The sequence below is a fragment of the Arthrobacter sp. J156 genome (assembly GCF_056172865.1).
Window position 1 is genome coordinate 1,291,856 of record NZ_CM149650.1, and the last position, 23,148, is coordinate 1,315,003.

At 69.2% G+C, this 23,148-nt stretch carries 22 protein-coding genes; 19 read left to right on the forward strand and 3 right to left on the reverse strand.

The window, feature by feature from the left end; genetic code table 11:
* Window positions 1–227: 227 nt before the first annotated feature.
* Window positions 228–1,697 (forward strand): IS1182 family transposase, encoded by a 1,470-nt coding sequence (locus AC0QR5_RS05970; RefSeq protein WP_430970734.1) that lies wholly within the window; start codon window positions 228–230, stop codon window positions 1,695–1,697.
* A 246-nt stretch (window positions 1,698–1,943) separates the two neighbouring features.
* The gene (locus tag AC0QR5_RS05975) at window positions 1,944–3,236 is read left to right on the forward strand and encodes an IS256 family transposase (protein WP_400588025.1); all 1,293 of its coding nucleotides are present in this window, start codon (window positions 1,944–1,946) and stop codon (window positions 3,234–3,236) included.
* Between the two features lie 176 nt (window positions 3,237–3,412).
* Here AC0QR5_RS05975 and istB read toward each other — a convergent pair whose 3' ends face one another.
* The gene (gene istB / locus AC0QR5_RS05980) at window positions 3,413–4,201 is read right to left on the reverse strand and encodes an IS21-like element helper ATPase IstB (RefSeq protein WP_237428195.1); all 789 of its coding nucleotides are present in this window, start codon (window positions 4,199–4,201) and stop codon (window positions 3,413–3,415) included.
* Window positions 4,198–5,727 carry an IS21 family transposase gene (gene istA / locus AC0QR5_RS05985; protein WP_237428196.1) on the reverse strand — a complete coding sequence of 510 codons (1,530 nt, stop codon included), beginning with the start codon at window positions 5,725–5,727 and terminating at the stop codon, window positions 4,198–4,200. The genes istB and istA overlap by 4 nt, the downstream gene beginning before the upstream one ends.
* Before the next feature lie 231 nt (window positions 5,728–5,958).
* Between istA and AC0QR5_RS05990 the strand changes: the two genes are divergently transcribed.
* The 10 genes from AC0QR5_RS05990 to AC0QR5_RS06035 all read left to right on the forward strand — a co-directional run bounded on the left by AC0QR5_RS05990 (window position 5,959) and on the right by AC0QR5_RS06035 (window position 14,328).
* Window positions 5,959–6,729 carry a helix-turn-helix transcriptional regulator gene (locus tag AC0QR5_RS05990; protein WP_329863758.1) on the forward strand — a complete coding sequence of 257 codons (771 nt, stop codon included), beginning with the start codon at window positions 5,959–5,961 and terminating at the stop codon, window positions 6,727–6,729.
* A gap of 262 nt (window positions 6,730–6,991) precedes the next feature.
* Window positions 6,992–8,080, forward strand: coding sequence for an ArdC-like ssDNA-binding domain-containing protein (locus AC0QR5_RS05995; protein ID WP_430970756.1), 1,089 nt, complete (start codon window positions 6,992–6,994; stop codon window positions 8,078–8,080).
* Complete coding sequence (locus AC0QR5_RS06000) at window positions 8,080–8,973, forward strand: bifunctional DNA primase/polymerase (RefSeq protein ID WP_329863759.1); 894 nt, start codon at window positions 8,080–8,082, stop codon at window positions 8,971–8,973. The genes AC0QR5_RS05995 and AC0QR5_RS06000 overlap by 1 nt, the downstream gene beginning before the upstream one ends.
* Before the next feature lie 35 nt (window positions 8,974–9,008).
* Window positions 9,009–9,617, forward strand: a complete 609-nt coding sequence (locus tag AC0QR5_RS06005) for a DUF2637 domain-containing protein (protein WP_329863800.1) — start codon at window positions 9,009–9,011, stop codon at window positions 9,615–9,617.
* A complete protein-coding gene (locus AC0QR5_RS06010; protein ID WP_329863762.1) occupies window positions 9,614–10,066 on the forward strand; it encodes a hypothetical protein in 453 nt (150 codons plus the stop codon). Before AC0QR5_RS06005 ends, AC0QR5_RS06010 begins: the two co-directional genes overlap by 4 nt.
* 83 nt (window positions 10,067–10,149) lie before the next feature.
* Complete coding sequence (locus AC0QR5_RS06015) at window positions 10,150–11,019, forward strand: hypothetical protein (protein WP_329863764.1); 870 nt, start codon at window positions 10,150–10,152, stop codon at window positions 11,017–11,019.
* A complete protein-coding gene (locus AC0QR5_RS06020; protein ID WP_329863766.1) occupies window positions 11,016–12,104 on the forward strand; it encodes a ParB N-terminal domain-containing protein in 1,089 nt (362 codons plus the stop codon). Before AC0QR5_RS06015 ends, AC0QR5_RS06020 begins: the two co-directional genes overlap by 4 nt.
* Before the next feature lie 71 nt (window positions 12,105–12,175).
* Entirely contained in the window at window positions 12,176–12,874 is a 699-nt protein-coding gene (locus AC0QR5_RS06025) for a hypothetical protein (RefSeq protein WP_329863768.1), read from the forward strand.
* Between the two features lie 15 nt (window positions 12,875–12,889).
* Complete coding sequence (locus AC0QR5_RS06030; protein WP_329863769.1) at window positions 12,890–14,062, forward strand: M23 family metallopeptidase; 1,173 nt, start codon at window positions 12,890–12,892, stop codon at window positions 14,060–14,062.
* The gene (locus AC0QR5_RS06035) at window positions 14,062–14,328 is read left to right on the forward strand and encodes a DUF6112 family protein (RefSeq protein ID WP_329863771.1); all 267 of its coding nucleotides are present in this window, start codon (window positions 14,062–14,064) and stop codon (window positions 14,326–14,328) included. The genes AC0QR5_RS06030 and AC0QR5_RS06035 overlap by 1 nt, the downstream gene beginning before the upstream one ends.
* A gap of 10 nt (window positions 14,329–14,338) precedes the next feature.
* On the opposite strand, the gene AC0QR5_RS06040 is transcribed toward AC0QR5_RS06035, so the two are convergent.
* A complete protein-coding gene (locus tag AC0QR5_RS06040) occupies window positions 14,339–14,734 on the reverse strand; it encodes an NUDIX domain-containing protein (RefSeq protein ID WP_329863773.1) in 396 nt (131 codons plus the stop codon).
* An 85-nt stretch (window positions 14,735–14,819) separates the two neighbouring features.
* Between AC0QR5_RS06040 and AC0QR5_RS06045 the strand changes: the two genes are divergently transcribed.
* From AC0QR5_RS06045 to AC0QR5_RS06075, 7 genes are read left to right on the forward strand one after another with little or no spacing between them, the layout of a single operon-like run.
* Window positions 14,820–15,089 (forward strand): DUF6112 family protein, encoded by a 270-nt coding sequence (locus AC0QR5_RS06045; RefSeq protein ID WP_022883069.1) that lies wholly within the window; start codon window positions 14,820–14,822, stop codon window positions 15,087–15,089.
* Between the two features lie 40 nt (window positions 15,090–15,129).
* Window positions 15,130–16,572, forward strand: a complete 1,443-nt coding sequence (locus tag AC0QR5_RS06050; RefSeq protein ID WP_329863777.1) for a TrbL/VirB6 family protein — start codon at window positions 15,130–15,132, stop codon at window positions 16,570–16,572.
* Window positions 16,573–16,576: 4 nt separating this feature from the next.
* A complete protein-coding gene (locus tag AC0QR5_RS06055; protein WP_329863778.1) occupies window positions 16,577–18,034 on the forward strand; it encodes an SCO6880 family protein in 1,458 nt (485 codons plus the stop codon).
* A gap of 42 nt (window positions 18,035–18,076) precedes the next feature.
* Complete coding sequence (locus AC0QR5_RS06060; RefSeq protein ID WP_329863780.1) at window positions 18,077–19,246, forward strand: hypothetical protein; 1,170 nt, start codon at window positions 18,077–18,079, stop codon at window positions 19,244–19,246.
* Window positions 19,243–20,790, forward strand: a complete 1,548-nt coding sequence (locus tag AC0QR5_RS06065) for an ATP-binding protein (RefSeq protein WP_329863781.1) — start codon at window positions 19,243–19,245, stop codon at window positions 20,788–20,790. The genes AC0QR5_RS06060 and AC0QR5_RS06065 overlap by 4 nt, the downstream gene beginning before the upstream one ends.
* Window positions 20,790–21,332 (forward strand): hypothetical protein, encoded by a 543-nt coding sequence (locus tag AC0QR5_RS06070; protein ID WP_329863782.1) that lies wholly within the window; start codon window positions 20,790–20,792, stop codon window positions 21,330–21,332. The genes AC0QR5_RS06065 and AC0QR5_RS06070 overlap by 1 nt, the downstream gene beginning before the upstream one ends.
* On the forward strand, window positions 21,329–23,125 hold the full coding sequence (locus AC0QR5_RS06075; RefSeq protein WP_329863784.1) for a type IV secretory system conjugative DNA transfer family protein: 1,797 nt from the start codon (window positions 21,329–21,331) through the stop codon (window positions 23,123–23,125). Before AC0QR5_RS06070 ends, AC0QR5_RS06075 begins: the two co-directional genes overlap by 4 nt.
* The last annotated feature ends 23 nt before the right edge of the window (window positions 23,126–23,148 follow it).

Consider the following 23,148-nt stretch of genomic DNA (forward strand, 5'->3'; position numbering starts at 1 on the left):
AGTTGCCGCCGGGGTTGGCGAGCAGCATCTAGATGAGAACGGTCGATGCCCGCGCCAGCGGGCAGAGTTCTTGTGCGCTCGGATATCCGATGGCGCGGGTTTCAGTGCGGGATGCGCTCTTCGATGCGCCGACGCGCTTCGGCCCCCTAGGTGCGTGGGTCAGATCCTTCCGTTAACGCGCCGGGGTGAATCCGGTGGATAGCGCGTGGCGCTGGGAGAATCGATTCATGAAGGCAGTTGTTGGCCCGGAGGGCCTGTTCGACATTGAGCCGGGTGAGGCGCGGGCGCCGGGCTCGGTGGCGCGGGCTGGCGCGGTGAAGACGTTCCGTGGGTATGACCAGGGGCAGTGTTTCCTGCTCCCGCCGAGTCTGGATGACTGGCTGGACGAGGATGATGAGGCCCGGTTCATCTCCGAGGTCGTCGAAGAGCTCTTGGATCTGACGCCGGTCTACGCGTCGTACGCGTCCGCCTCGGGTGCGCCTCCGTATGACCCGCGGATGATGTTGAAGCTGCTGCTGTTCGCGTACGCGACGGGCGCGACCTCGTCTCGTGAGTTGGAGCGGCGCTGCAAGCGCGACATCGCCTTCCGGTGGCTGTCGGGCAACCAGGCGCCCGACTACCGGTCGCTGGCCCGGTTTCGTCGGCGTCACCTGGATGCCCTGCCGGGGTTGTTCCTGCAGGTGCTGCGGGTCTGCGCGGAGGCGGGGCTGGTGCGGTTGGGGCGTGTCGCGCTGGATGGCACGAAGCTGGCTGCGAACGCGTCGCGGCATAAGGCGATGAGCTATGACCGGATCGTGCCGAAGATCGATCAGCTCCAAGCCGAGGTCGCTGCGCTGCTCGCCGAGGCGGAGGCGGTCGATGAGGCCGAGGATCAGCAGTTCGGCCAGGACCGGCGCGGGGACGAGGTCGCCCCGGAGCTGGCCCGCCGTGAGGGGCGCCTGGTAAAACTACGTGCCGCGAAGGACGCGATCGAGGCCGACGCCGCCGAGAAGGCGGCAGCCGTGGCGCGGAAGAAGGCCGACGCCGCCGGTCAGCCCCCTGAGCAGGCCGACGCGGCCGTCGCGACTGCGGTGGACACGGCGGCGCCGAAGCCGAAAGCGCAACGCAATTTCACCGATCCTGAGGCGCGGATGATGAAGACGGTCCGCGGCTTCGATTACGCGTTCAACGCGCAGGCCGTTGTCGATGAGGGCCACCAGATCGTGTTGAGCGCCGAGGTCACCCAGCAGGCTACCGATATCCAGCAGTTCGTCCCGATGGCCGAGCAGACCCTACGGAACCTTGATGCGGCAGGGGTCGAGCGTTCCCCGGAGGTCGTCCTCGCTGACGCGGGCTACTGCTCGGAAGCTAACCTCGAAGCCGCCGACGATCTGGACGCACAGGTGTTGATCGCGACGGGACGGCAACGTCACGGCGAGAGCTTCCCTACCGCCGGCGCCCCGGACCCGGCCCCAGAGGACGCGAGCCGGCGGGAGCGGATGGCGCACGCGCTGCGCACCGAGCAGGGCCGCACCGACTACGCGCGCCGCAAAGCCATCGTTGAACCCGCGTTCGGGCAGATGAAGACCCGGCAAAACGCCGGACAGCTCCGGCTACGCGGACTCGCCGGCGCCCAAGGCGAATGGCTACTCCACACGATCTGCCACAACCTCCGCAAGCTCCGCGTCGCTACAGCCGCCGGGCTGGCGCCCGCATAGGCCTCCCCAGGGGTCCCGGGGCGTCACAGCACGCACCGACAGTCGCCACGAGCCCCTCGCCGTGCGATCCCGCACGCTCTCACACCGCAACGGCCCGCCCGTTCCCGTTCGCGACCGTCAGCGCGCGATGCCAGAGTCAACGCCGCGCGCCACGCCACCCGATTCTGACCCGCGTGGGGACTGTGGAAATAACGGTGTATCCGGCTCGACACGCCGGGCGGTAAGCCTGGCGGGGAGGAGCCCGATATGGCCGCAACACTTGAGGCTGTGCCGAGTACGAAAACCGCTGAAAAGAAGACAGAAGTATCCGAGGGCGACGCTGCGCGCGAGCTGGTCAGAATGGCGAAGGAACAGGGCCTGTCCCTGACCGGGCCGGACGGTCTGCTCAAGCAGCTGACCAAGACCGTGATCGAGACCGCGCTCGATGAGGAAATGACCGAGCATCTCGGATATGAAAAGCACGATACGGCAGGGAAGCAGACCGCGAATTCCCGCAACGGCGTGCGCCCAAAAACGGTGCTGACGGAGACCACGGGCCCGGTGGAGGTGGACGTGCCGCGGGACCGGGAAGGGACCTTCTCACCGGTCATCGTCAAGAAGCGTCAGCGCCGCCTGACCGGTGTCGATGAGATGGTCCTGTCGCTCTATGCCAAGGGCCTGACCACCGGGGAAATCAGCGCGCACTTCGCCGAGATCTACGGTGCGTCCGTGTCAAAGGAGACCGTCTCGCGGATCACCGACAGGGTGCTCGACGAGATGGCCGCGTGGCAAAACCGGCCGCTGGATGAGGTCTACGCGGCGATCTTCATCGACGCCATCGTCGTCAAGGTCCGCGACGGGCAGGTCGCCAACCGGCCCGTCTACGCCGCGATCGGCGTGACGCTGGAGGGTGAGAAGGACATCCTCGGCCTGTGGGCCGGCACCGGCGGTGAGGGCGCGAAGTTCTGGATGAGCGTGCTCACCGACATCAAGAACCGCGGCGTGAAAGACACCTTCTTCCTGGTCTGCGACGGCCTCAAAGGCCTGCCCGAAGTCGTCACCAACGTCTGGCCGCTGACAACCGTGCAGACCTGCATCATCCACCTGATCCGCAATACCTTCCGCCTGGCCTCGAAGAAGGACTGGGACGCGCTCAAACGGGACGTGAAGCCCATCTACACCGCCGTGAACGCTGCGGCCGCCAGGGCGGCGTTCGAGGAGCTCACCGAGCGCTGGGGCAAGAAATACGGGGCCATCGTGCGGCTGTGGGAGAACGCGTGGGAGGAGTTCATCCCGTTCCTGGACTATGACGTGGAAATCCGGCGCGTGATCTGCTCGACCAATGCGATCGAATCCCTCAACGCCAGGTACCGGCGCGCCGTGAAGGCCCGGGGTCATTTCCCCACCGAGCAGGCTGCGCTAAAGTGCCTGTATCTGGTCACCCGATCCCTCGATCCGACCGGTGCCGGCAAGACCCGATGGGCCGTGCGTTGGAAGCCCGCTTTGAACGCCTTCGCCATCACTTTCAGCGACCGATTCCCGGCCGCTGAAAGCTACTAAAAGAAACCGCCGGATACACCGTTAATGAGATAGTCCCCCCGCGTGTCAATGGCCATTACGTTCTGCCCATGGGCGGCCAGTTGATGTGCCCGCTGGTGGCCAGTAAAACTGCCCGGTTATGGCCAACAGATCTGCCCACTGATTCGTTTCGGCGGGGTCGGCCATCGTTGGGTTGGTCAGTTCAAGCGGGTCACTCCTTTTCCGGCGAGGGCCTGGGTAAGACGGACGGAATCGCCGCTGGTCTGGCAGACGTGGGCGTGGTGCAGCAGTCGGTCAACGGTGGCGGTGGCGAGGGTTTTGGGCATGAGCTCATCGAACCCGGCGGGGTGGAGGTTGGAGCTGATCGCGACGGAGCGTTTTTCGTAGGCTGCGTCCACGACCCGGTAGAGGCCTTCGGCGGCGTCCGTGGCCACGGGCAACAGACCAATATCATCGATGACCACGAGCTCGGCGCGCAGGATCCGGGCAACGGCCCGGGTGACGCTGTCATCGGTTCGGTGGGCGCGGATGAGGACGCCGAGGTCCTCGAGCCTGAACCAAGCGACCCGCATTCCGGCTTCGACGGCCTGCTGGCCGAGGGCTTCGAGGAAGAACGTCTTCCCCGTCCCCGAGGGCCCGCAGACGACCAAGTTTTCCCTGCGGGTGATCCATTCCAGGGTCCGCAGTGCCTGCTGGGTCGGGCCCGGGATGGAGGACGCTGCAGGGTCCCACGCCTCGAAGGTCTTCCCGGTCGGGAACCCGGCTGCTTTGCGGCGGGAAGCGAGCATGGACCGGGCCCGGCCGGCGGCTTCCTCCGTGAAGAGGGCCTTGATGACCTCGGCCGGTTCCCACCGCTGGGCGCGGGCGGTCGCGATCAGGTCCGGGGCCAGCGCCCGGGCGTGGGGCATTTTCAGGGACCGCATCAGGGCCTCCAGGTCCGCCGGTAGCGGCGGAGCCACGGTATTGGTCGTGGTGACGGGGCTCATCGGGCCTCCTCCGGCGTGGTGATGGTTGCGGGGTTGCCGATCGCGGCCCACGCCCCTGTTCCTTGGGTGAGGGAGGTGGCTTCGTTGGCGGCGTGGGTGGTAGTGCGGCGGATGTTGGCGTTCAAGATCGAGGCGAGGTCCGGGTGCGCGAACCGGCCGTGCAGGGCGGCGTCGCCCAGGGCCCGGTCGACCTGATCAGTGCCGGCGATTTTGGCCAGCGTAACGGCTTCGGCCATTTTCACGTTCATCCTTGCGGTCCCGGCCGCGGCGGCCTCGACGAGCCAGGTTCTGGCGCCTTCGCCGATGGCCAGGAACGCGGCCTCGTCCGCGCTGCGGGCCCTCACCTCGTAGTCGCCGGGGAGCTTCGCCCGGGTTCCGGGGAAGTGTTCGTCGTTGATGGCGGGGCTGCCGGGCCGTGCCCGTTCGTGGCGGGCGACTTCGACGGGCCCGGTCGTGCCGTGGTGGACGATGATGACCTGCTCGCCGGGCCCGGTGCCGTGGGTGCGGACGAACACCCGGGCTCCGAGCAGGTGGGCCGGGACGGAGTACTGGGCGTTTTCGAAGGTGACCATTGGGGTGTTCTCCGGAACGCCGCGGGCCAGGCCGAACGCGACCGTGTGGGCGGTGTCCGGGATCCGGTGCAGCCGCGGGGCTTCCTCGGCGAGCATGGCCGCGGGTTTCCGCCGCGTCGTCCGGTGCTCACGGTGATTGACCTCGTCCATGAACGCCGTGCAGGCGGCCTCGAGCTCGGCGAAGGTGCGGTAGTCATCGCGGAGGTTGGTGTCTTTGGGCACGAGGTCGGCCTTGGCGAGTTTCACGGACGCTTCGACTCCGCCTTTGGTGGCCGGGTCCGCCGGTTGGCAGGTCAGCACGGTCACCCCGTAGTGCCGGGCGAAGTCCAGGGTCTGCTGGTTGCGCACCGGGACCCCGGCGACGTGGGCGGTGGTGACGGTCTTCTCGTTGTCCGTGAGGACATAGGTCGGCGCCCCTCCGAGGATCCGGAAGCACCGGTCCAGGGCCGCGAACACGCTCGGCGCGGTCCTGTCCCTGAGCGGGATCACGATGCGGAAGCGTGAGAACGCCAGCCAGGCCACGAAAAGGATGGTCTTCACCCCGCCGATCCGGGGCCCGTCGCCGAAGTCGTACTGCAACCACATCCCCGGTTCTGTGATCCACGGCCGGTGGACGCGGGTGTGGCCCAGCCGCCACGCGGCTTTGACCTGCGCGATCGCCCGGCGGGTAGACCGTTCCGAACCGGTGTAGCCCAGAGCGAGGAGCTTTTCGTGGGCCTTGTCGGCCCGGATCCGGCCCTTGGAGGCTTCGATCCATTCCTCGATCTTGGGCAGGAACGCGTCGGTGACCCGGCCGCGGGCCGCGGGTTCCCCGATCGGCCGGCCCGCGTCACGGGCGGTGACGTGTTTAGCAACGGTGTGGTGCGAGCAGCCCGTGAGCTCCGCGGTGGCGCGCAACGATCCGGTCAGATCGTAGGCAGCAAGAATTTCCATGATTTCTCCGTCAGACTTCATACAGGGCCTCTTCCTGGTTCGCTTTTGGTGCGCTTAGACACCGTCATCAAACCGCAGGGAGAGGCCCCCACCGCTTAAAGACGCGGCAGGAACAAGTAAGGAAGTGGGCAGATCTCATGGCCACCGGCGGGCAGTTCTGCTGGCCGCCAGCGGGCACTTTCGTGGCCGCCTATGGGCAGTTTTTCATGGCCGCTAACACCCGCGCACCTAGAGACTGCGAAGATCATCCTGGTGAAACGCGGCAGCGGATATATTCAAACTTCATCAAAGACGATCACTGTGTGGGCAGGCCAGGCCATCGCGCTCGGCGAGCGCCAGACGTATCTCTTATCTCCACATGTCCCGCTTGCGACCCTGATCGTTCGAATGAGCGAGAGATTTCTTCGAAGCCAGATGTCGTGGCAGCTTCCCGACATCGAGCGCGTCCGGCCAGGAGCGCATCCGTCAAACTGGGACGGTTCAGCGCTAGTACTAGATCTAGGTCAAGGCATAGTCCACGAGACTTCCGTCATCTGGCGAGAAGTTGGACGGTTGTGGGATCATCAGCCTCACTCGGTGGAAGTGGCAGCCGTCCGGACCGTCGCCGGTCTGGCAAGGATCACAGAGCTCACGCTTCCCGCGCTCCTAGCCAACTACAAACCCTCTGACTTGGGTGCGCAGAGAATAGCGCTTCCAGGCGCGGCCACCGACCGTGTCATGTCCTTGCTACGGGCGATGGCGGATGCACCGCAAGAACCATGGACATTAGCGGATCTGGCGCGTCGCGCGCACCTCTCACGTTCTCAGTTGTGCCGCCTGTTCTCCGGTGGGGGTCTGGATTCACCCATGCGTACATTGAACCAAATACGTACCGAGAAGTTCGCTCAGTTTTTGCTTCATTCCGAACTCGGCGTTCGCGAGATTGCTCAGCGCTGCGGGTGGAATGATCCACGTGTCGCGGCGCGGTGGTTTCGAGCCAGATACAGCATGAGTCCATCGGAATATCGCGTCGCGCATCGCTGATCACTTCTCGGCGACGCCCAGAATCGACGCTAACGTGCGCTGTTCGTCGCGCAATGGGGGGCTGATCGTTGCAAGAGAAGGCGTGAGGGTCCAGCGGCCACTCGAACCTGGTAGTGAGTAGACCCATACGCAAGGCTCACCGTGGAGCCGTCCTTGTTGACGGGATTTCCCGAAGCTCGGCTGACTCTCATGAAGATCCCGGCGCACCTCATGGTCGCAAGGGTCACCGGCACGCGCCGTGGGCCCCGCCGGGAGGAGATTCATGATGGCGACGGACGAGGAGAGACGGGCCACACGCGACGCGAAGCTCGAACAGCTCCACGAGCGGCTGTCGACTGCGGTCAACCAGCTCGTCTCCGGTGAGGACTGGAAGCGCGCTCTGGAGTTCGCTGCCCGGTTCCGGGCGCGCTCGTTCCGCAACACGCTAATGATCTTCGCCCAGCACCTCGACGCCTTCGAGCAGGGGCGCGTGCAAGCGGCGGAGCCGTCGTATATCGCAGGGTACAAGCAATGGCAGACGCTCGGCAGGCAGGTGGAGAAGGGCCAGCCGGGGTACATGATCTTCGCTCCGGTGATGGGCAGGTTTGCGTCCTCGACTCCGCAGGATGTGTTGTCGTGGCGGCGGCTGGGCCGGTTCGAGAAGCCGAAGCCGGGTGAGTTGATGCGCTCCCGGATGGTCGGCGGGAAGTCCGCCTATGTGTGGGATGTCTCCCAGACTGCCGGCGCTCCGGTCCCGGAGCGTCCGTCGGCGGTCCTGCTGGAGGGCGATGCCCCCGCGGGTCTCTGGGACGGGCTGGCGGGCCTGGTGGAGGCGGAGGGGTTCGCGGTGTTGCGGGTCGAGCACGAGAGCGAGATCGGTGGCGCGAACGGCCTGACCGACTACACCAATCGGACGGTCGCGGTGCGGACGAACATGGGTGATGCCGCGCAGGTGAAGACTCTCGTTCACGAGCTCGCGCATGTGAGGCTGCACGGCCCCAATAACCCGGACGCGACAAGGCATCGCGGCGTAGGTGAAGTGGAGGCGGAGTCGGTGGCGTTGATGATCGGTGCCGCACATGGCATGGACACCACCGCCTACACGATCCCCTATGTCTCCGGCTGGGCGGGCACGGTGAAGGACAAGGACCCGGCCGAGGTAGTGCAGGCCACTGGGGAGCGTGTCCGCAAGATCGCCGGGGCGATCCTCGACGCTCTCCCGACGGCCCAGGTCGGTACCGGTGACCCACCCGGCCTCACCCGTGACACTGCCAGAGCCGAATACATCCCGCGAGCAGAACGCACTACGCCGCCACCGGTGGAGCCGTCGCGGGCATCTCGCTCGGCGGATGCCGCGGTGAGGAGTCTGTGATGAGCCCGGCAGAGTTGTTCGCCCAGGTCGCCGGCCTCCCGCCGGCGATTGCTGCGGCACGGTTCGCGGAGGCGGGGGTGCCGGTGTTCCCGTGCGTGCCGGGCGGTAAGCGGCCCCGGATCGAGCACGGTTTCCGCGACGCGACTACTGACGCCGGCCGGGTTGCGGGGTGGTGGCGGCGGTGGCCGTCCGCGAACATCGGTGTTCCGACCGGTGCCGTGTCTGGGGTGGATGTCGTCGATGTGGATCGGAAGGCAGAGGGGCACGGGTTCGGTGCGTTCGGTCGCGCCCGCCGTGCCGGCCTGGTCGAGGGGTGGGTGGCGTTGGTGCGGACTCCTTCGGGTGGGATGCACGCCTACTATCCGGCCGATCCGGACCGTCCGCAGCCCTCGTGGCAGGCCGCGCGGGCACGAGTCGACTTCCGCGGTGACGGCGGCTATGTCATTGTCCCGCCCTCCGTGATCGCCACCGGTGATCGGCGCGTCTCGTATGCGCTGGTCGGCGGCTCGCAAGAGCTTCCGTGCCCGGTGGACGCGGGAGCGTTGCGGGACTTCCTGGACCCGCGCCCTGATCCACGACACGTCGGGCGCACCGGACCGGCTCCAAGGGATGCCAGCCGGCTGGCGGCCTGGGTCGCGCAACGCGGCGAAGGCGAACGCAACCGGGGCCTGTTCTGGGCATCCTGCCGCCTCGCAGAAGCCGGCATGTCCTTGCCTGAGATGGTCGACGCCCTCGCCCCGGCTGCCGAGCACTCTGGGTTGTCGCCGCGGGAAGTCACGACCACGATTCGCTCCGCCTACCGCGCCACCCACATCCACCCCGCCTCCGCGCCGGCAATACAGCGCGAAGTGCCGCGCCAGACGATGCGGCTCGAGAGTCGGGTGCTCTCGTGAACCCGGCGACGACAACGTGGGGTGGCCGGGTCGCAGTGGCGACCGCGGTGGCCGGGACGGTGCTCATCGCCGCTGGCGCGTTCTGGCTCTCGTTCACCGCTCTCGCTGATCTTGCCCGCCGCTCTGGGGTGGATGCGGGGCAGGCGTGGGCGTGGCCATTCATCGTGGACGGCATCATCGTCGTCTCAACGGTCTCCGTTGTCGCGCTCGCGGGGCAACGTTCCGCCTGGTATCCGTGGGCGCTGCTGGCCGCCGGTGCGGTGGTGTCGGTGACCGCGAACGCGATCCATGCCGTCGTCGCCGCCGACGCCGACGTGCCCGGTGTGCTCGCCGCGTCGGTGGCGGCGGTGCCGCCGCTGGTGCTACTGGCGATCACCCACCTCACCGTGATCCTCACCCGCCCCCTCCCCGCACCCGAGCCCGAGCCGTCGCGCGAGTCAGGCGAGGAGACGTCGACGGTTGCCGCGTCACCGATCCCGATGGGGCCCGCACCGGTGGGTCGTGAGGTGGCGGTGGTGCTGCGGGAGGAGGAGGGCTGGTCGAACAAGCAGATCGCCCGCCACCTCGGAGTGCACCCGTCCACGGTCGGACGCTGGTTCGCCCGGCCCGTCCTGACCGGCCCCGACACGGAGGAAACGACATGAACGACGACGAACAACGCACCGCCCGGCTCGCAGAGCATCCCGCAAGCCGCCGGGAGGAATCCGAGGCGCCCGACGAGGCACATCCGAGCGGTGACGGGGAGGTGTCTGAACTGGCTCGCCACGGCGACCCGTCCGCGGCGACGCAAAAGATGCCCGATGCGGCGGAGGCGGGGAAGCGTAGGTCGGGGGTGGTGTGGGTGCGCCCGTCCGATCTGCTGGCCTCGCGGATGGGCAGGGTCGCCGGGCAAGGCATCGACTTCCAAGCCGAGCTCGCCCGCCGCACCCGCCGCGCGCCCGGTCAGACATACCGGGGCACCCGCACGATCGCGCGCTCGGGCGTGCGGGTTGTGAGCGAGCGGGCACGGAAGTTGTTGCCGGTGACCGCGTTCGGCCGCGGGGCTGGTGAGCGGCATTCGTGGGTGTCACGGTCCGGGATCGGGTTGGGGTGACCTGAGCCATGCGCGTCCCTCATGCACCGGCGAGCCCCACGGCTGGGGGACGTGTGCGCACCTGCTGTTCAGGAGGTGCCGGAATGACAAAGGCAAGCACCGGCGACCAGGAGCGGGCTTGGTTCGAGGACTCGGAGGCGCTACGCGCGCTCCTCAACAGACTCCATGAGGCCGGCAAGGGCGCGTGGCGGAACGACCCGGAGGCTGCCGCGCTGATGCGGCACGCGGCCGACAAGTACGCCGCCCTGGCTCGCAAGCACGGCCTGGACCCGTGGGAGGCTGCCTCTGCGGCGTTCGAGGCGATGCGGGGAGCTGCGACTCGTCGGGCGGATGACCCGTGGGCGGTGGTGACCCGTGCGGTGCAGGTGACCTGCATCGGTGAGGAGCGCGGCAACGGCCTACTGTGCTCCGTGCACCAGGCGCGCCGGCCCCGCTATTCGGTGTTCCATGACGCGGAGCGGTTCAGCGACCGGGAGAACCCGCTGCCCGACTACCACCCCGCGTTCCACGTCGACCCCTTCACCGACGACGAGGAGGACGTGCTCGGCGAGGACGAGGAGCTGCTGCTGGAGCGGACGATGAACGTGGGCTCGGCGGTGGAGGACACGATCGCGTTCCTCAGCCGCGTCGGTTGGGCGCCGGAGACCGCGCGGGCCGGGGTGGAGTACATCACCGGGCGGCTTGCCGAATCCGTGTCGCGAGCGTCGGCCTTCGAGGTCCTGCGCCGCGACCGGCAAGCCCGCGCCCTCCTGGACCTGCCCGGAACCTCCTGGACGACGCTGCTGCGGGTTGTGCTCGGCAACCCCGACCCCTCCCTTGCACACACCAACGCCGGGCGTGGCCTGGTGGTGCGGCTTCTGATCGGCGAGCCGTTGCGAGCGCTATGGCGTGACAATGACCTCGTGCTGACCGCGGGCCTTGCCGCCCCCGATAGCGGAGCTGATCACCCGTGAGCACTCCGCAGGATGGGCACATCGAGCTGGAGCGGGCTGTGGACTCCATCGGTGTCGGACGCCGGCACCGGCAGGACTACGGCGACCTGACCGCGATGGTCGAGTCGATCCGGCGCAACGGCCTGCTGCAACCGATCACGATCACCCTCGACGGGCACCTCATCTGCGGTGCTCGCCGCCTGGCGGCGATCAAGCTGCTCGGGTGGAAGACCGTCAAGGTGTGGGTCCGCAGTGGTGTCTCGGACCGGCTCGGGCAGCTCCTCGCGGAGCAGGACGACAACCTGCTGCACAAGCCACTGACCCAGTTCGAGGCCGCCGGCCTCTACCGCGAACTCAAGACCCTGCTCGCCGAAGACGCGGCACGCCGCCAGGAGGCCACCCGCTTCCACGCCGCCGACGAGGCCGGAGAAGACGGTCCCGTTAAGTTAACGGCACCGTGGGAAACCACCCCCGGTGAGGCCGCCGTGCAGGCTGCGCAGATGGTCACCGGCCGCGACTCGCACACCACGTTGGAGCGCATCGGCCGACTCGAACACCTCGCCGCCGACGAATCCCAGCCCGAGTCCGTGCGCACTCGCGCGGCGGAGGAGGTCGAGCGGATCAAGGCCGGCGGAGGCGTCTACCCCTCCCACCTGCGCGTCAACGCCGAACTCTCCCTCGCCGAGCTCGACCAGGTCGCCGCCGACCCCACCCTGCCCGCTGATGTGCGCGAGCAGGCCCGCGCCGAGGCCGTCCAGGTGCGGGCGGCGGAGCGTGAGGCGCGGGCGGTGGAGCTGGACGAGTTGGCGCAGGCCGCGCTCGCCCGCGTGAAGGCCGCGAAGAAGACCGGCCGGAAACCCCCGCGCCCCGCGCTGACCGCGGTCGAGGATCAGGGTGAGCCGGTGCCGTTCCCGCTGACCGTGTTCGTCGCGATCTGGGACGACATGGCCGGATGGTGGCTGCACCATGACCCGGACGAGGTTGGCCCGGCGTTGACCGAGGAGCAATGGTCACGGTTCGAGCAGACCGTCACCGGCACGATCGCGTTCGCCGATACCGCCCGCGCTGCCCGCCGGGCGCAGGAACGCAGCGAGCACATCGCCTGACCACCGCTTCGTGGGGGCGTGTGTGCACCTTCCCGGCGACCACCTACCTGTCGCCTCTTGGGAGGACCCGCATGGACCCCGCCACCCTCGCTGATCGCGGCCGTCGTCGTCTGCTGATCGCCACGATCGCGGGCGGGCTCGTGCTGCTCCTGCTGGTCGGTGTCGGCATCTACGGGCTGCTGCGCGGCCCCGCACCCCGCACCGACTCCACTCCCGCCGACACACCGAGTTCCACCGTGACCGCCCCGCCGGCCGGGCCGTCCGGTGAGGGGCCGGTGGCGGTGCCGCAGGTCGGCGGCCCGGAGGCGTTCGCCCGCGCGGTCGCCAGCGCGCTGTTCACCTGGGACACCACTACCGGTGATGGCCCGATGGACTACGCGCAGATGCTTGCGGATGTCGCCGCAGATGAGGAGGCTGCCGCGCTGGCGGGGGATGTGCGGGCGTATCTGCCGAGTGTGGAGGCGTGGGGGCAGCTCCGTCAGTACCAGACCCGCCAATGGCTCATCGTCGATACCGCGGTCATCCCGGAAGCGTGGGAGACCGCGGTCGCGCAGGCCGCACCAGGCCAGATTCCCGCAGGCACCGTCGCGTACACCATTGACGGCACCCGGCACCGGGACGGCACCTGGGACACCGAACCTGTGGAGGCGTCCCGGCCGGTGTCGTTCACGGTGTTCATCGTCTGCACCCCGGCGGTCACAGGCCGCGGCATCACCGGCACGACCTGTGAGCTACTGCGCCTGTCCCAACTCGACAACCCCCTCCGTTGAGAGCAGGTGGTTGTTGTGTGGAAGAAGCTCGCCGCTCTCGCGGTCGCCCTGCTGTTCTTCGCCCCCTCGGTCGTGCTTGTCGGGGTGGCGGCCGTGGTCAATCCTGCGATGACCGCATGCGCACCGGGCTCCCTCGCTGTGGGGCCGATCCCGGAGTCGCTGACCGCGACGACGCGCAACGGGCAGACGGTCACGCTGAACCGGACCCAGCTCACCCACGCCGCGACGATCATCACGGTCGGCGGGCAGACCAGCGGTGTCGGCCGTCCCGGCGTGGTGATCGCGCTCATGGCCGCCCTCACGGAGTCCACGCTGCGGATGCTCGCCAACACCGGCACTTACCCGGAGTCCGGCGACTTCCCGAACGATGGCAACGGGTCCGATCACGACTCCTTGGGCCTGTTCCAGATGCGTCCCGCCGCTGGGTGGGGCACCGTCGCCGAGCTGATGGACTCGACCTATCAGGCCAGAGCGTTCTACGGCGGCGAGACCGGCCCGAACCACCCCTCCCCGCGGGGGCTGCTGGACATTCCCGGCTGGCAGCAGATGGACCCCGGCGAAGCCGCCCAGGCCGTCGAGGTATCCGCCTACCCGGACCGCTACCAGAACTACCAGCCGGTGGCCGAGGCGATCCTCGCCGCCCTAACCCGCCCTGCGCCCACCGGCGGAGGAGGCGGCGGGGCGCCGATCGTGCCGGAGACGACGCGCATCGTGTTCCCGCTTCCCGAAGGGACGTGGGTGGACACCGACAGCTTCGGGTGGCGCACCGACCCGTTCACCGGGGAACGCGCCTTCCACGCAGGGTCCGACCTTGCCGCCGCGGACGGCACCCCGATCCTCGCCATCGCGGACGGGGTGGTCGTGCACGCCGGCTACAGCGGCGGCTTCGGCGGGCTGGTCATCATCGAGCACACCGTCCGGGGCGAGCGGGTCGCGTCGTACTACGCGCATATGTGGGAGACCGGCATCCACGTCACCGAAGGGCAGACCGTGACCGCGGGCCAGCACATCGGAGATGTAGGCTCGTCCGGCCGCTCCACCGGACCCCACCTGCACCTGGAAATCCACCCCGGCGGGCAAGGGCAGCCCGCCGTCGACGCCACCGCCTGGCTCGCCGACCACAATGCGGAAGGCGTCACCGGCGGGGACACCACCCTCGCGACCTGCACCGCGGGCGGTGGGGCCTGATGGACGTGTTTCCCGACTTCGGCGGCGTCGGCGGTGCCGCAGAGCTGCGCTCCATCGTCGGGGCGCTGCTGATGTTCGTCCTCATCATCGCCGCGCTCATGCTCATCGTCTGCGCGATCGTGTGGGCGGTCGCCTCATCCAGCGGCAACTACCAGGCCGCGACAAAGGCCCGCACCGGCTTGCTCGTCTCGGTCGGCGCCGCCGCGCTCGCCGGCGCCGGCGTGGCCTGGGCGAACTTCCTCCTCGGCGTCGGCGAACAGCTCTGACCAGCCGGAGTCAGGTGAGGATGCCGGCGCCGCGCAGATAGTCGGCAAGGTTCGCCGTCACCGGGAGCTGGTCGAGCTCGGCGGCGGCGACCCAGCGGGCATCGTCCGCGTCGTCGCCCGATGCCAGCTCGCCGCCGGTGACGGTGGCGGCGAAGTCGTGCACCTCGAACACCCGCCCCTCGCCGGCCGGGATCGTCACGCACCACAGCTCACGCCCCACCGACACCCGCAGCCCAGTCTCCTCGAACGCCTCCCGCGCGGCCGCCTCAGCCAGGGTTTCGCCGGGCTCGACGCTGCCGCCGGGGATCGACCAGCGGCCCTTCTCCGGCTCGGTGCCACGCAGCACGAGCAGCACACGTCCCGCGTCGTCGGTGATGACGGCGCTGGCGGCCAGAACGATTTCCACCAGCCCAGGCTATCCGCCTGTCGCTGGGTGGCGGGGTGCACCTGACAGCCGAGAACACGTCTCGCGAACAGTCAGGAGCATCCCCGTGATCGACATCGACCCCAACAGCTCTGGTCTTCCCGGCATCGAGCAGCTACGCATCATCGTCGGCGCCGTCATGACCGTCGGCCTGATCCTCTCGGTCCTTGCCCTCATCATCTCGGCGATCGTATGGGGGTTCGGCGCGAACTCCTCCAACCCGCACCTCGCCAGCCGCGGCAAAGTCGGCGTGCTCGTGTCCTGCGGTGCGGCGATCATCTGTGGTGCCGCGGTGACGCTCATCAACTTCTTCTGGGGCGTCGGGCAGGCCGTCTGATGACCACCCCGGCAACGCGCCTCCCGTGGGGGTGGGTGCGGTGAGCGTGTGCGATGTCCCGGTCATCTCCGCCGTGTGCGACGCCGTGGGCGAGGGCACGGCGTCGTTGATCGCGGCCCCGTTCGACTGGCTGGGCCAGGCGATGGCCGGCGCGGCTGCCTGGTTGTTCGAGGCGGTCTGGACCGTGTTCGACACCACCACCCTGGTCGACGTCACCAGTCCTGAGTATGTCGGCGTCTACAACGTTCTGTTCGGCGTCGCGGTCTTTGTGATGCTCGTGTTCTTCTGCCTCCAACTCATCACCGGCCTCATCCATCGCGACCCCACCGCCCTGTCCCGCGCCGCCCTGGGACTTGCCAAGTCCGTCCTCGGGTCGTTCCTCGTCATCACCCTGACCGCGCTGCTGCTGGAAGTGACCGATCAGCTCTGCGTGGGGATCGTGCAGGCCACCGGCAACACGATGGAAGGAATGGGGACCCAGATCGGGCTCCTCGCCACGGGACTTGCCGGGATCAACATCGCTGCTCCCGGTGTCGGCGCGATCCTGACCATCTTCCTCGCCGGGCTCGCCATCAGTGCGGCCGCGATCGTCTGGTTCAGCCTCCTCATCCGCAAGGCGCTGCTGCTGGTCGCGATCGTGTTTGGCCCCGTCGCCCTGGCCGGGGCGACATGGGATGCGACCAAGGGCTGGTTCGCCAAGTGGGCGGCGTTCGTGATCGCCCTCATCTTCTCCAAGCTCGTCCTCGTCGTGATCTTCCTCGTCGCGATCGGGCAAGTCTCCGCCCCCATCGAAGCGGACCTCGCCTCTATCAGCGACCCGATTGCCGGGGTGGTGCTGATGTTCGTCGCCGCGTTCGCGCCGTACATCACCTACAAGTTCCTGTCCTTCGTCGGGTTCGATATGTACCACGCCATGTCCAGCGAGCAGGAGGCGAAGTCCGCATTGAATCGCCCGGTTCCGGTGCCGTCCGCACCCAAGGGTGACAGTGCGAAGAAGGTCCTCGACGGCGGTAGTGATACCGGCGGCAAGCCCAGGGGCGGAAGCGTCGGAGGGGGTGGGTCGATGCCGCCGCCTGCGGGTGGCCCGGCGGCATCGGGCGGTGCCGGGGCGACCGGAACTGCCGGGGGCGCTGCCGCGTCATCCGGCGGAGCAGGCGCCGGAGCCGGAGCGGGGGCGGGGGCGGGGGCCAGCGCGGGTGCTGGTGCGGCCGCGGGGCCTGTCGGTACGGCGGTGGTCGTCGGCGGTGCGGTGGTCAAGGGTGCCGCGACCGCCGGACCGAAGGCCGGTGCCGCTGTCGGCGGTGCCGCGGAGAACCATGCCGGGGCTGCGGCCGAGCAGAGCACTCCGCCGCCGGTCCCGCCCGCGCAAGGCACACCGTCGTCACGTCCGGCACCTTCGACGCCGCCCGCTGCGCCCTCGTCGCCATCGCGGGGGTCGGACCCGCCGCCGCCTCCGTCCTCGAAGCCGTCCAGGAAGGAATGAGCCAATGGCCTCCACGCACACCGAGTACCCGTTATCGCCGGTGCAGTTCTCCCGCCTCACCCGACGGGGCATCCTGTTGGGCTTGTCGTTGCCGCAACTGATCGTCCTCGGCATCGCGATCCTCACCGTCGTCGCCTCCCTCTACACCAGCGGTGGCATGGGTCTGGCCTGGACGTCCCCGGTCTGGGCTGGCGCCGCCCTCCTCGCCGTGATCCCGGCAGGGGGCAGGAAGCTGATCGAGTGGGTGCCGATCCTGACCCGCTGGGCCGCCCGCACCTACCTCGGCCAGCTCATCTACCGGCGCCGCGTCATCAAGCCCCGGCCGGCCGGCACCCTCGCCCTGCCCGGGGACGCGGCGCCGCTGCGTGAATGGGAAGACCCGGAGACGGGGGCGGCGATGGTCCACGACCCCCACGCGCAGACCCTCACCGTCATCCTCGGCGTCTCCCACCCGGCGTTCGTGCTCCTGGACCCCGGCGAGCAGCAACGCCGCGTCGCAGGGTGGGGCCGCGTGCTCGCCGCCGCGTGCCGGTCCGGGCGGATCGCGCGGATTCAGGTGTCTGAGCGGACGTTGCCGGATTCGGGGACGGGGTTGGCGGAGTGGTGGCGCACCCACGGCACCGACGACGGCTCCTGGGCCGCGACCACCTACCAGGAGCTCATCGACCGTGCCGGCCCCGCCGGGGAACGCCACGCGACCACGATCAGCCTCGCCCTGGACATGAAGAACAGCGCCCGGCAGATCAGAACCTCCGGCGGCGGCATACGCGGCGCTGCGGCCGTGCTGCGGCAGGAGATGACCACCCTGAGCACGGCGCTCCGCGCGGCAGAGCTCACCTCGACCGGGTGGCTCACCCCTGGCGAGGTCGCCGTCATCCTCCGCGGAGTGTACGACCCGGCGGCAGCCCCCGCCCTGGAACGCCACGGCGACCTCGGCCGCGATCTTGCCACCGCCGGGCCGGTGGCGGTCACCGAGACCTGGGACCGCCTGCGATCCGACAGTGCCTTCCATGCGGTGTTGTGGATCACTGAATGGCCCCGCTCCCAGGTCTACCCAGGGTTCTTTGCCTCGCTCGTGCTGTCCAACGGCATCCTCCGCACCCTCGCCCTGCACTACACCCCGGTACGCGCCGACCAGGCCGCGAGGGACCTGCGGAAGAAGAAGACCGAACTCATCTCCGACGCCGCCCAACGCCGCAAGATCGGACAGATCGAGGACGCCGCCTCCAGCGCGGAGCTCGACGACGTGCTGCAACAGGAGGCGGACCTGACCGCCGGGCACGGCGTCCTCCGTGTCTCCGGCCTCGTCTCCGTCTCCGCACCGACCGTGGACGAGCTCGACGCCGCGGTGGCCGCAGTCGAGCAGGCCGCGATCCAAGCCTCCTGCGAGACCCGCCGCCTCGTCGGCCAGCAAGCCCAGGCGTTCACCGCGACCGCGTTACCGCTGTGCCGCCCGGTCTGACCCATCCCGCCATCAACCGTTCCCTTGTGAGGAGTCCCGATCATGCCGACCTTCGACAACCCCGTGGAGGACGCGATGGAGGCATCCGCTGCGCTCCGCGGCCTCGCCCACGCCACCCGCACCTTCGACGACCCCGCCGAGACGTACCCGGTGCTCGGGGAACTGCTGGCCGGGGTGCGGTCGCTGCGGCAGGTGCTCGACCAGCTCGCCGCCGCCCACATCGAGGCCCGGTCCCGCGCGCACACCGACGCGGGCAGCCAGCCCGCCGGGGCGACGGCGGCGCTTGCGGCGGCGGATGAGCTGCACCAGGCCGGCACCCTGCTGGACACGGTCCATGACCGGGTCGATGCGGCGATGTCGCAGTCCGGGCGAATCGCCTGGCACCCCGCACCCGAACCCCTCGACACGACCGGCGCGACGCGCACCACGGTGCAGGCGGGTGAGCTGAGGTTGACGGTGTGGCCGGACGAACCATTGGGCGAGCATCAGCGGTACGCGTACCGCATCGAGAACCCGGCCACCGGGCAGTCGATCGAGGGACGGGACCTGTTCACCGGCACGGGCGCCCCCGTCTCACCCGAGCGGGCGCTGCGCGAGCTCGCGGTGTTCCTCTCCGCCGCAGGCGACGCACGCCAGTTCGCGATCGACCATCCCGGCCAGCGCACCGACAACGACGGGGCGTTCCCGGACTGGGTGACCGATGCCGCCCGTCAGCACCCCGACACCCTAATCGAGCTGATCGACCGCGACCCGGACCTCCCCGAGAAGCAGGGCGGCAGGCGGTGGGTCAGTGTCGTGTTCCTCCAAGGCGAGGAAGCAGACCCGGTGCTGGACATCATCGAACGAGACGGGACGGACGCGGCGATCGAGCATCTGGCGCAGTGGGATTTCGGGGTGGAGACGACCCAGGCTGCGCTCGAGAACGGGTACGTCTACGACCAGCCCCCGACCGGCGCCCTGGACCGCACCGCCACCGGGGACGTCTACACCCTCACGTACAGTCCCTTCCTCGGCCACGTCTCGCTGCTTCGCATCCACGACGCCGTACGGGACCCAGCGCTACTGAACATCGACACGGCCGCGCCCACTCCGGCTCCGGCACGGCGGACGGTCGAACGGGCGCCGGTGCGGGCGGCGCGTTCGGAGGCGACGGATTGGTTCGCCCGCCGGCCGGGCGCATCCGCCTCGCACGGGCGGGGGTTGGCGCTGTGACCGGAAAGGATGAGGGCCGTCTGCACACGGCGGTGCTGGTCGGCCCGGAAGGTGAGCGGCGACGGAACCGCAAAGCTCGCCAGCAGGCCGCTACCCGGATAGAGACCACCGCCCGCGACACACGGAAGGCGGAGGCGAAAGCCAGATGGGAAGCCGAGCAAGCAGAAAAGCGCGCAACGACGTACCTGCCGGCCGCCGGCGAGTCCGGTCCTGCCGCGTTGCGGACACCGGGGCGGTTGCGGCTTCCGAAGCACCAGGACACCTCCGCGACCCTCGCCGGGCAATATCCATTCCTCGCCGAAGGGGGCCTCGGCTCGGCGGGCGTATTCGTCGGCCAGGACCTCTACTCCGGTGGGTCGTTCGTCTACGACCCGTGGGTGCTCTACCAGCAAGGCCTCATCACCGCCCCCAACGTCGTTCTCGCAGGGATTGTCGGCTCCGGCAAGTCCTCCCTGGCGAAGTCCCTCTACACCCGCTCGCTCCCGTTCGGGCGGCGCGTCTACGTCCCCGGCGACCCCAAGGGCGAGCACACCGCCGTCGCCGAAGCGGTCGGCGGGAAAGCGATCGTTCTCGGCCACGGGCTATCGAACCGGCTCAACCCGCTGGACGAGGGACACCGGCCCTCCGCCGTCTCCGACGCGGAGTGGGCGATGCAGGTTGCCTCCCGCCGCCGCGACCTCATCGGGGCGCTGGCGGAGACGGTGCTGGATCGTGTGCTGTCGCCGTTGGAGCACACCGCGATCGACCTCGCCCTGCGGGATGCGGTGCGGTCGGCGGAGGTGCCGATCCTGCCGATGGTTGTCGACCGTATCCTGGCCCCCAGCCCCGCCGATGATGAGGACCGACGTCTTGCCGAGGACGGCCGCCTGGTCGGCCACGCGCTGCGCCGCCTCGTCGCCGGTGACCTCCAGGGACTGTTCGACGGTCCCTCCACGGTGAGGTTCGATCCGTCGCTGCCGATGGTGTCGTTGGATCTGTCCCGTGTCGCGGAGAACTCCACGCTCATCTCCGTGCTGATGACCTGCTCCAGTGCGTGGATGGAATCGGCGCTGTCGGACCCGAACGGCGGGCAACGGTGGGTGATCTACGACGAAGCGTGGCGCCTGATGGCCTACCCCAGCCTCTTGCGGCGGATGGACGCGCAATGGCGGCTCGCCCGCCATTTCGGCATCGCGAACATGCTGATCTTCCACAAGTTCTCCGACCTCGACAACGTCGGCGATCAAGGTTCCGCGATGAGGGCTCTCGCATCGAGTCTGCTGGCGAACGCGGAGACCCGGATCGTCTACCGGCAGGAAGCCGATCAGCTCGGCTCCACCGCCACCGCCCTCGGCCTGACCGGCACCGAACAGAAGCTCCTACCCGGCCTCGGCACCGGGCAAGGACTCTGGCGGATCAAGGACCGCTCCTTCGTCGTACAGCACCAGCTCCACCCTGCCGAGCTCGCCGCATTCGACACCACCACCCGCATGACCGCAGATTCCCGCGAGTTCACGAATCTCGACGGTTCTTCGGGATTCTCGAACGATCGGCAGGAATCCTGATGACCCGCCCCCGCTACAAGCGCACCACCGGCGAACCCGAACACCGAGACGACGCCGTGCCTGTGGTGTTGCCGCACGTCGTCATGGACATTGCCTCTGACGGAAGGATGACGGTCACCGTCGACGGGGCACCGTATGAGCCGGAGCCGTTCGCACCCGCGTGGCGGCGGGAGGACTTCGCCCGCGTCCTCGATCAACTCACCGACCAGCGCCGGTCGCCAGTGCGGGTCGAGGTGCGTGAGGCGGACGGGACCGTGTTCACCGACATCATCACCCCCAGCACACGCCGCCGCCCCCAACCAGCCCTTGCCCAGGAATCGCCCGCACGACAAGCGATGCCGGAGCTGGTCACGTTGCACGGGGAGGGGTTCGTGCCTGGCGAGGATGTCGCCGTCGCCATCGTCATTGTCCACGGTGACGCAGCCCCAGACGGGACCATGCGTGCCCTGCTCACCGCCGAACAAGCAGCATCGAGTCCGACCCGTGAGGTCATCTTGCTCGGCCGCGTCTCCGGCACCCTCACCATCGGGCACCCCGAATGAGCACTCCGCGCCCGGCCGGGTCGCTCGGAGACGAGCTCAGCAACCTCGGCATTGCCCTCCTCATCGGCGCCGCGCTCCTGGCCGGCATCCTCCGCGGCGCCGGGTCGGTCGCCGCCTGGATCACCGGCACATCCCCACCCGCCGGCGGTGTCGAAGCCGGCCTGGGCGTGCTGCTGAACCCTGGCGACCCGGCGGGCGCTCTCGATGCGCCAGGGCTGAACGTCGTCGCGTACTGGACAACCGCCGCCGTCCTCATCCTGGGAGCCGGGGCGGTGGGTTGGTGGGTGTGGCGGCTGCTGCGCGACCACGGCCGCCAGGTCAAGGCCGACCCGTACCGGATCGCCGGGATCGCCACCCGCAGCGAAGTCGCCAAAGCCGCCTCCGAGACCGCGCTGCTGCGGCGGGGCGGGCACCTGCGGCCCTCGCTCGACAAGCCCTGCGCGGAGGACATCGGTTACCGGATCGGCGCCTCACGCGGCAAAAGCGTCTGGGCCTCGGTCGAGGACTCCATCCTCCTCATCGGGCCGCCGCGCTCTGGGAAGGGCGCCCACATCGTCATCAACGCCATCCTCGACGCGCCCGGCGCGGTCGTCACCACCAGCACCCGGCCGGACAACCTCACCGCGACCCTCCGTGCCCGTGAACGCATCGGCCCGGTTGCGGTGTTCGACCCGCAGCACCTCGCCGAGGGTGTCCCGGCGGGGCTGCGCTGGTCGCCGATCCGGGGGTGCGAGGACCCGCTGACCGCGATGATCCGTGCCACCGGCCTTGCCGCCGGCACCGGCCTGTCCGCCGGCGGTGTCGAAGGCGGCGGGTTCTGGGAAGGCAAAACCCGCACCGCGCTCCAATCGCTCCTGCACGCCGCCGCGCTCGATCACCGACCGCCCGGCGAGCTGTTCCGCTGGACCCTCGACCCGTCCGCTGCCGCGGATGCGGTGGCGATCCTAACCGCCAACCAGAACGCGGCTGTCGGGTGGTCGGAGTCGTTACAGGCGATGATCGACTCCGACCCCCGCACCCGCGACTCCATCTGGCAAGGCGTCTCCCTCGCTCTCGCCGCCCTCGCCGACCCTCGCGTACTCGATGCCGTCTCGCCGCGAGCCGGTGAGAACTTCGACCCCGAAGCATTCCTCCGAGCCAAAGGAACCCTCTACCTGCTGGCGACCGGGGCCGGGGCGAACAACTCCGCAGCATTGGTCGCGGCGTTCGTGGAAGACCTCGTGGAAGCCGCCCGCCGCATCGCCGCCCACAGCCCCGGTGCACGCCTCGACCCGCCGCTGCTACTTGCGCTCGATGAGGTCGGCAATCTCGCACCCCTGCCGTCCTTGCCGACGCTGATGGCTGAGGGAGGCGGCACCGGGATCACGACGATGCCGGTGCTCCAGTCGCTCGCCCAAGCGCGGGAGAAGTGGTCGGAGAACGCGGCCGGCGCGATCTGGGACGCCAGCATCGTCAAGATCATCCTCGGCGGGGCCTCCAACTCGAAAGACCTCCACGACCTGACCACGCTCACCGGCGAACGGGACGAGGTGATCGACTCCACCACGGTCGGCGATCACGGGTCCCGCTCCGCGCAACGCTCGATCCGGCGGGTGCCGGTCATGCCGCCCGACGCGATCCGCACCCTGCCGTTCGGGACCGCGCTCGTGCTGCTGCGCTCCGCGCCGCCCATCGTCACCCGGATGCGGACATGGACCGACCGGCCCGACGCCACCCGGCTCCGCGCCGACCGCACCGGGATCGAGGAACGGCTGCGGCGGCGACCGCAGGAGAGCCCTGACGCACCTGACTGACAAGAGCGGCCCCGCCCTGGGGG

Bases quoted from the DNA above. Each gene is read 5' to 3' on its own strand.
- AC0QR5_RS06035 (WP_329863771.1), top strand. From the start codon at position 14,062: ATGGACGTGTTTCCCGACTTCGGCGGCGTCGGCGGTGCCGCAGAGCTG.
- AC0QR5_RS05970 (WP_430970734.1), top strand. From the start codon at position 228: ATGAAGGCAGTTGTTGGCCCGGAGGGCCTGTTCGACATTGAGCCGGGT.
- AC0QR5_RS05995 (WP_430970756.1), top strand. From the start codon at position 6,992: ATGATGGCGACGGACGAGGAGAGACGGGCCACACGCGACGCGAAGCTC.
- AC0QR5_RS06015 (WP_329863764.1), top strand. From the start codon at position 10,150: ATGACAAAGGCAAGCACCGGCGACCAGGAGCGGGCTTGGTTCGAGGAC.
- istA (WP_237428196.1), bottom strand. From the start codon at position 5,727: ATGAAGTCTGACGGAGAAATCATGGAAATTCTTGCTGCCTACGATCTG.
- AC0QR5_RS06055 (WP_329863778.1), top strand. From the start codon at position 16,577: ATGGCCTCCACGCACACCGAGTACCCGTTATCGCCGGTGCAGTTCTCC.
- istB (WP_237428195.1), bottom strand. From the start codon at position 4,201: ATGAGCCCCGTCACCACGACCAATACCGTGGCTCCGCCGCTACCGGCG.
- AC0QR5_RS06070 (WP_329863782.1), top strand. From the start codon at position 20,790: ATGACCCGCCCCCGCTACAAGCGCACCACCGGCGAACCCGAACACCGA.
- AC0QR5_RS06010 (WP_329863762.1), top strand. From the start codon at position 9,614: ATGAACGACGACGAACAACGCACCGCCCGGCTCGCAGAGCATCCCGCA.
- AC0QR5_RS05975 (WP_400588025.1), top strand. From the start codon at position 1,944: ATGGCCGCAACACTTGAGGCTGTGCCGAGTACGAAAACCGCTGAAAAG.
- AC0QR5_RS06060 (WP_329863780.1), top strand. From the start codon at position 18,077: ATGCCGACCTTCGACAACCCCGTGGAGGACGCGATGGAGGCATCCGCT.
- AC0QR5_RS06025 (WP_329863768.1), top strand. From the start codon at position 12,176: ATGGACCCCGCCACCCTCGCTGATCGCGGCCGTCGTCGTCTGCTGATC.
- AC0QR5_RS06000 (WP_329863759.1), top strand. From the start codon at position 8,080: ATGAGCCCGGCAGAGTTGTTCGCCCAGGTCGCCGGCCTCCCGCCGGCG.
- AC0QR5_RS06075 (WP_329863784.1), top strand. From the start codon at position 21,329: ATGAGCACTCCGCGCCCGGCCGGGTCGCTCGGAGACGAGCTCAGCAAC.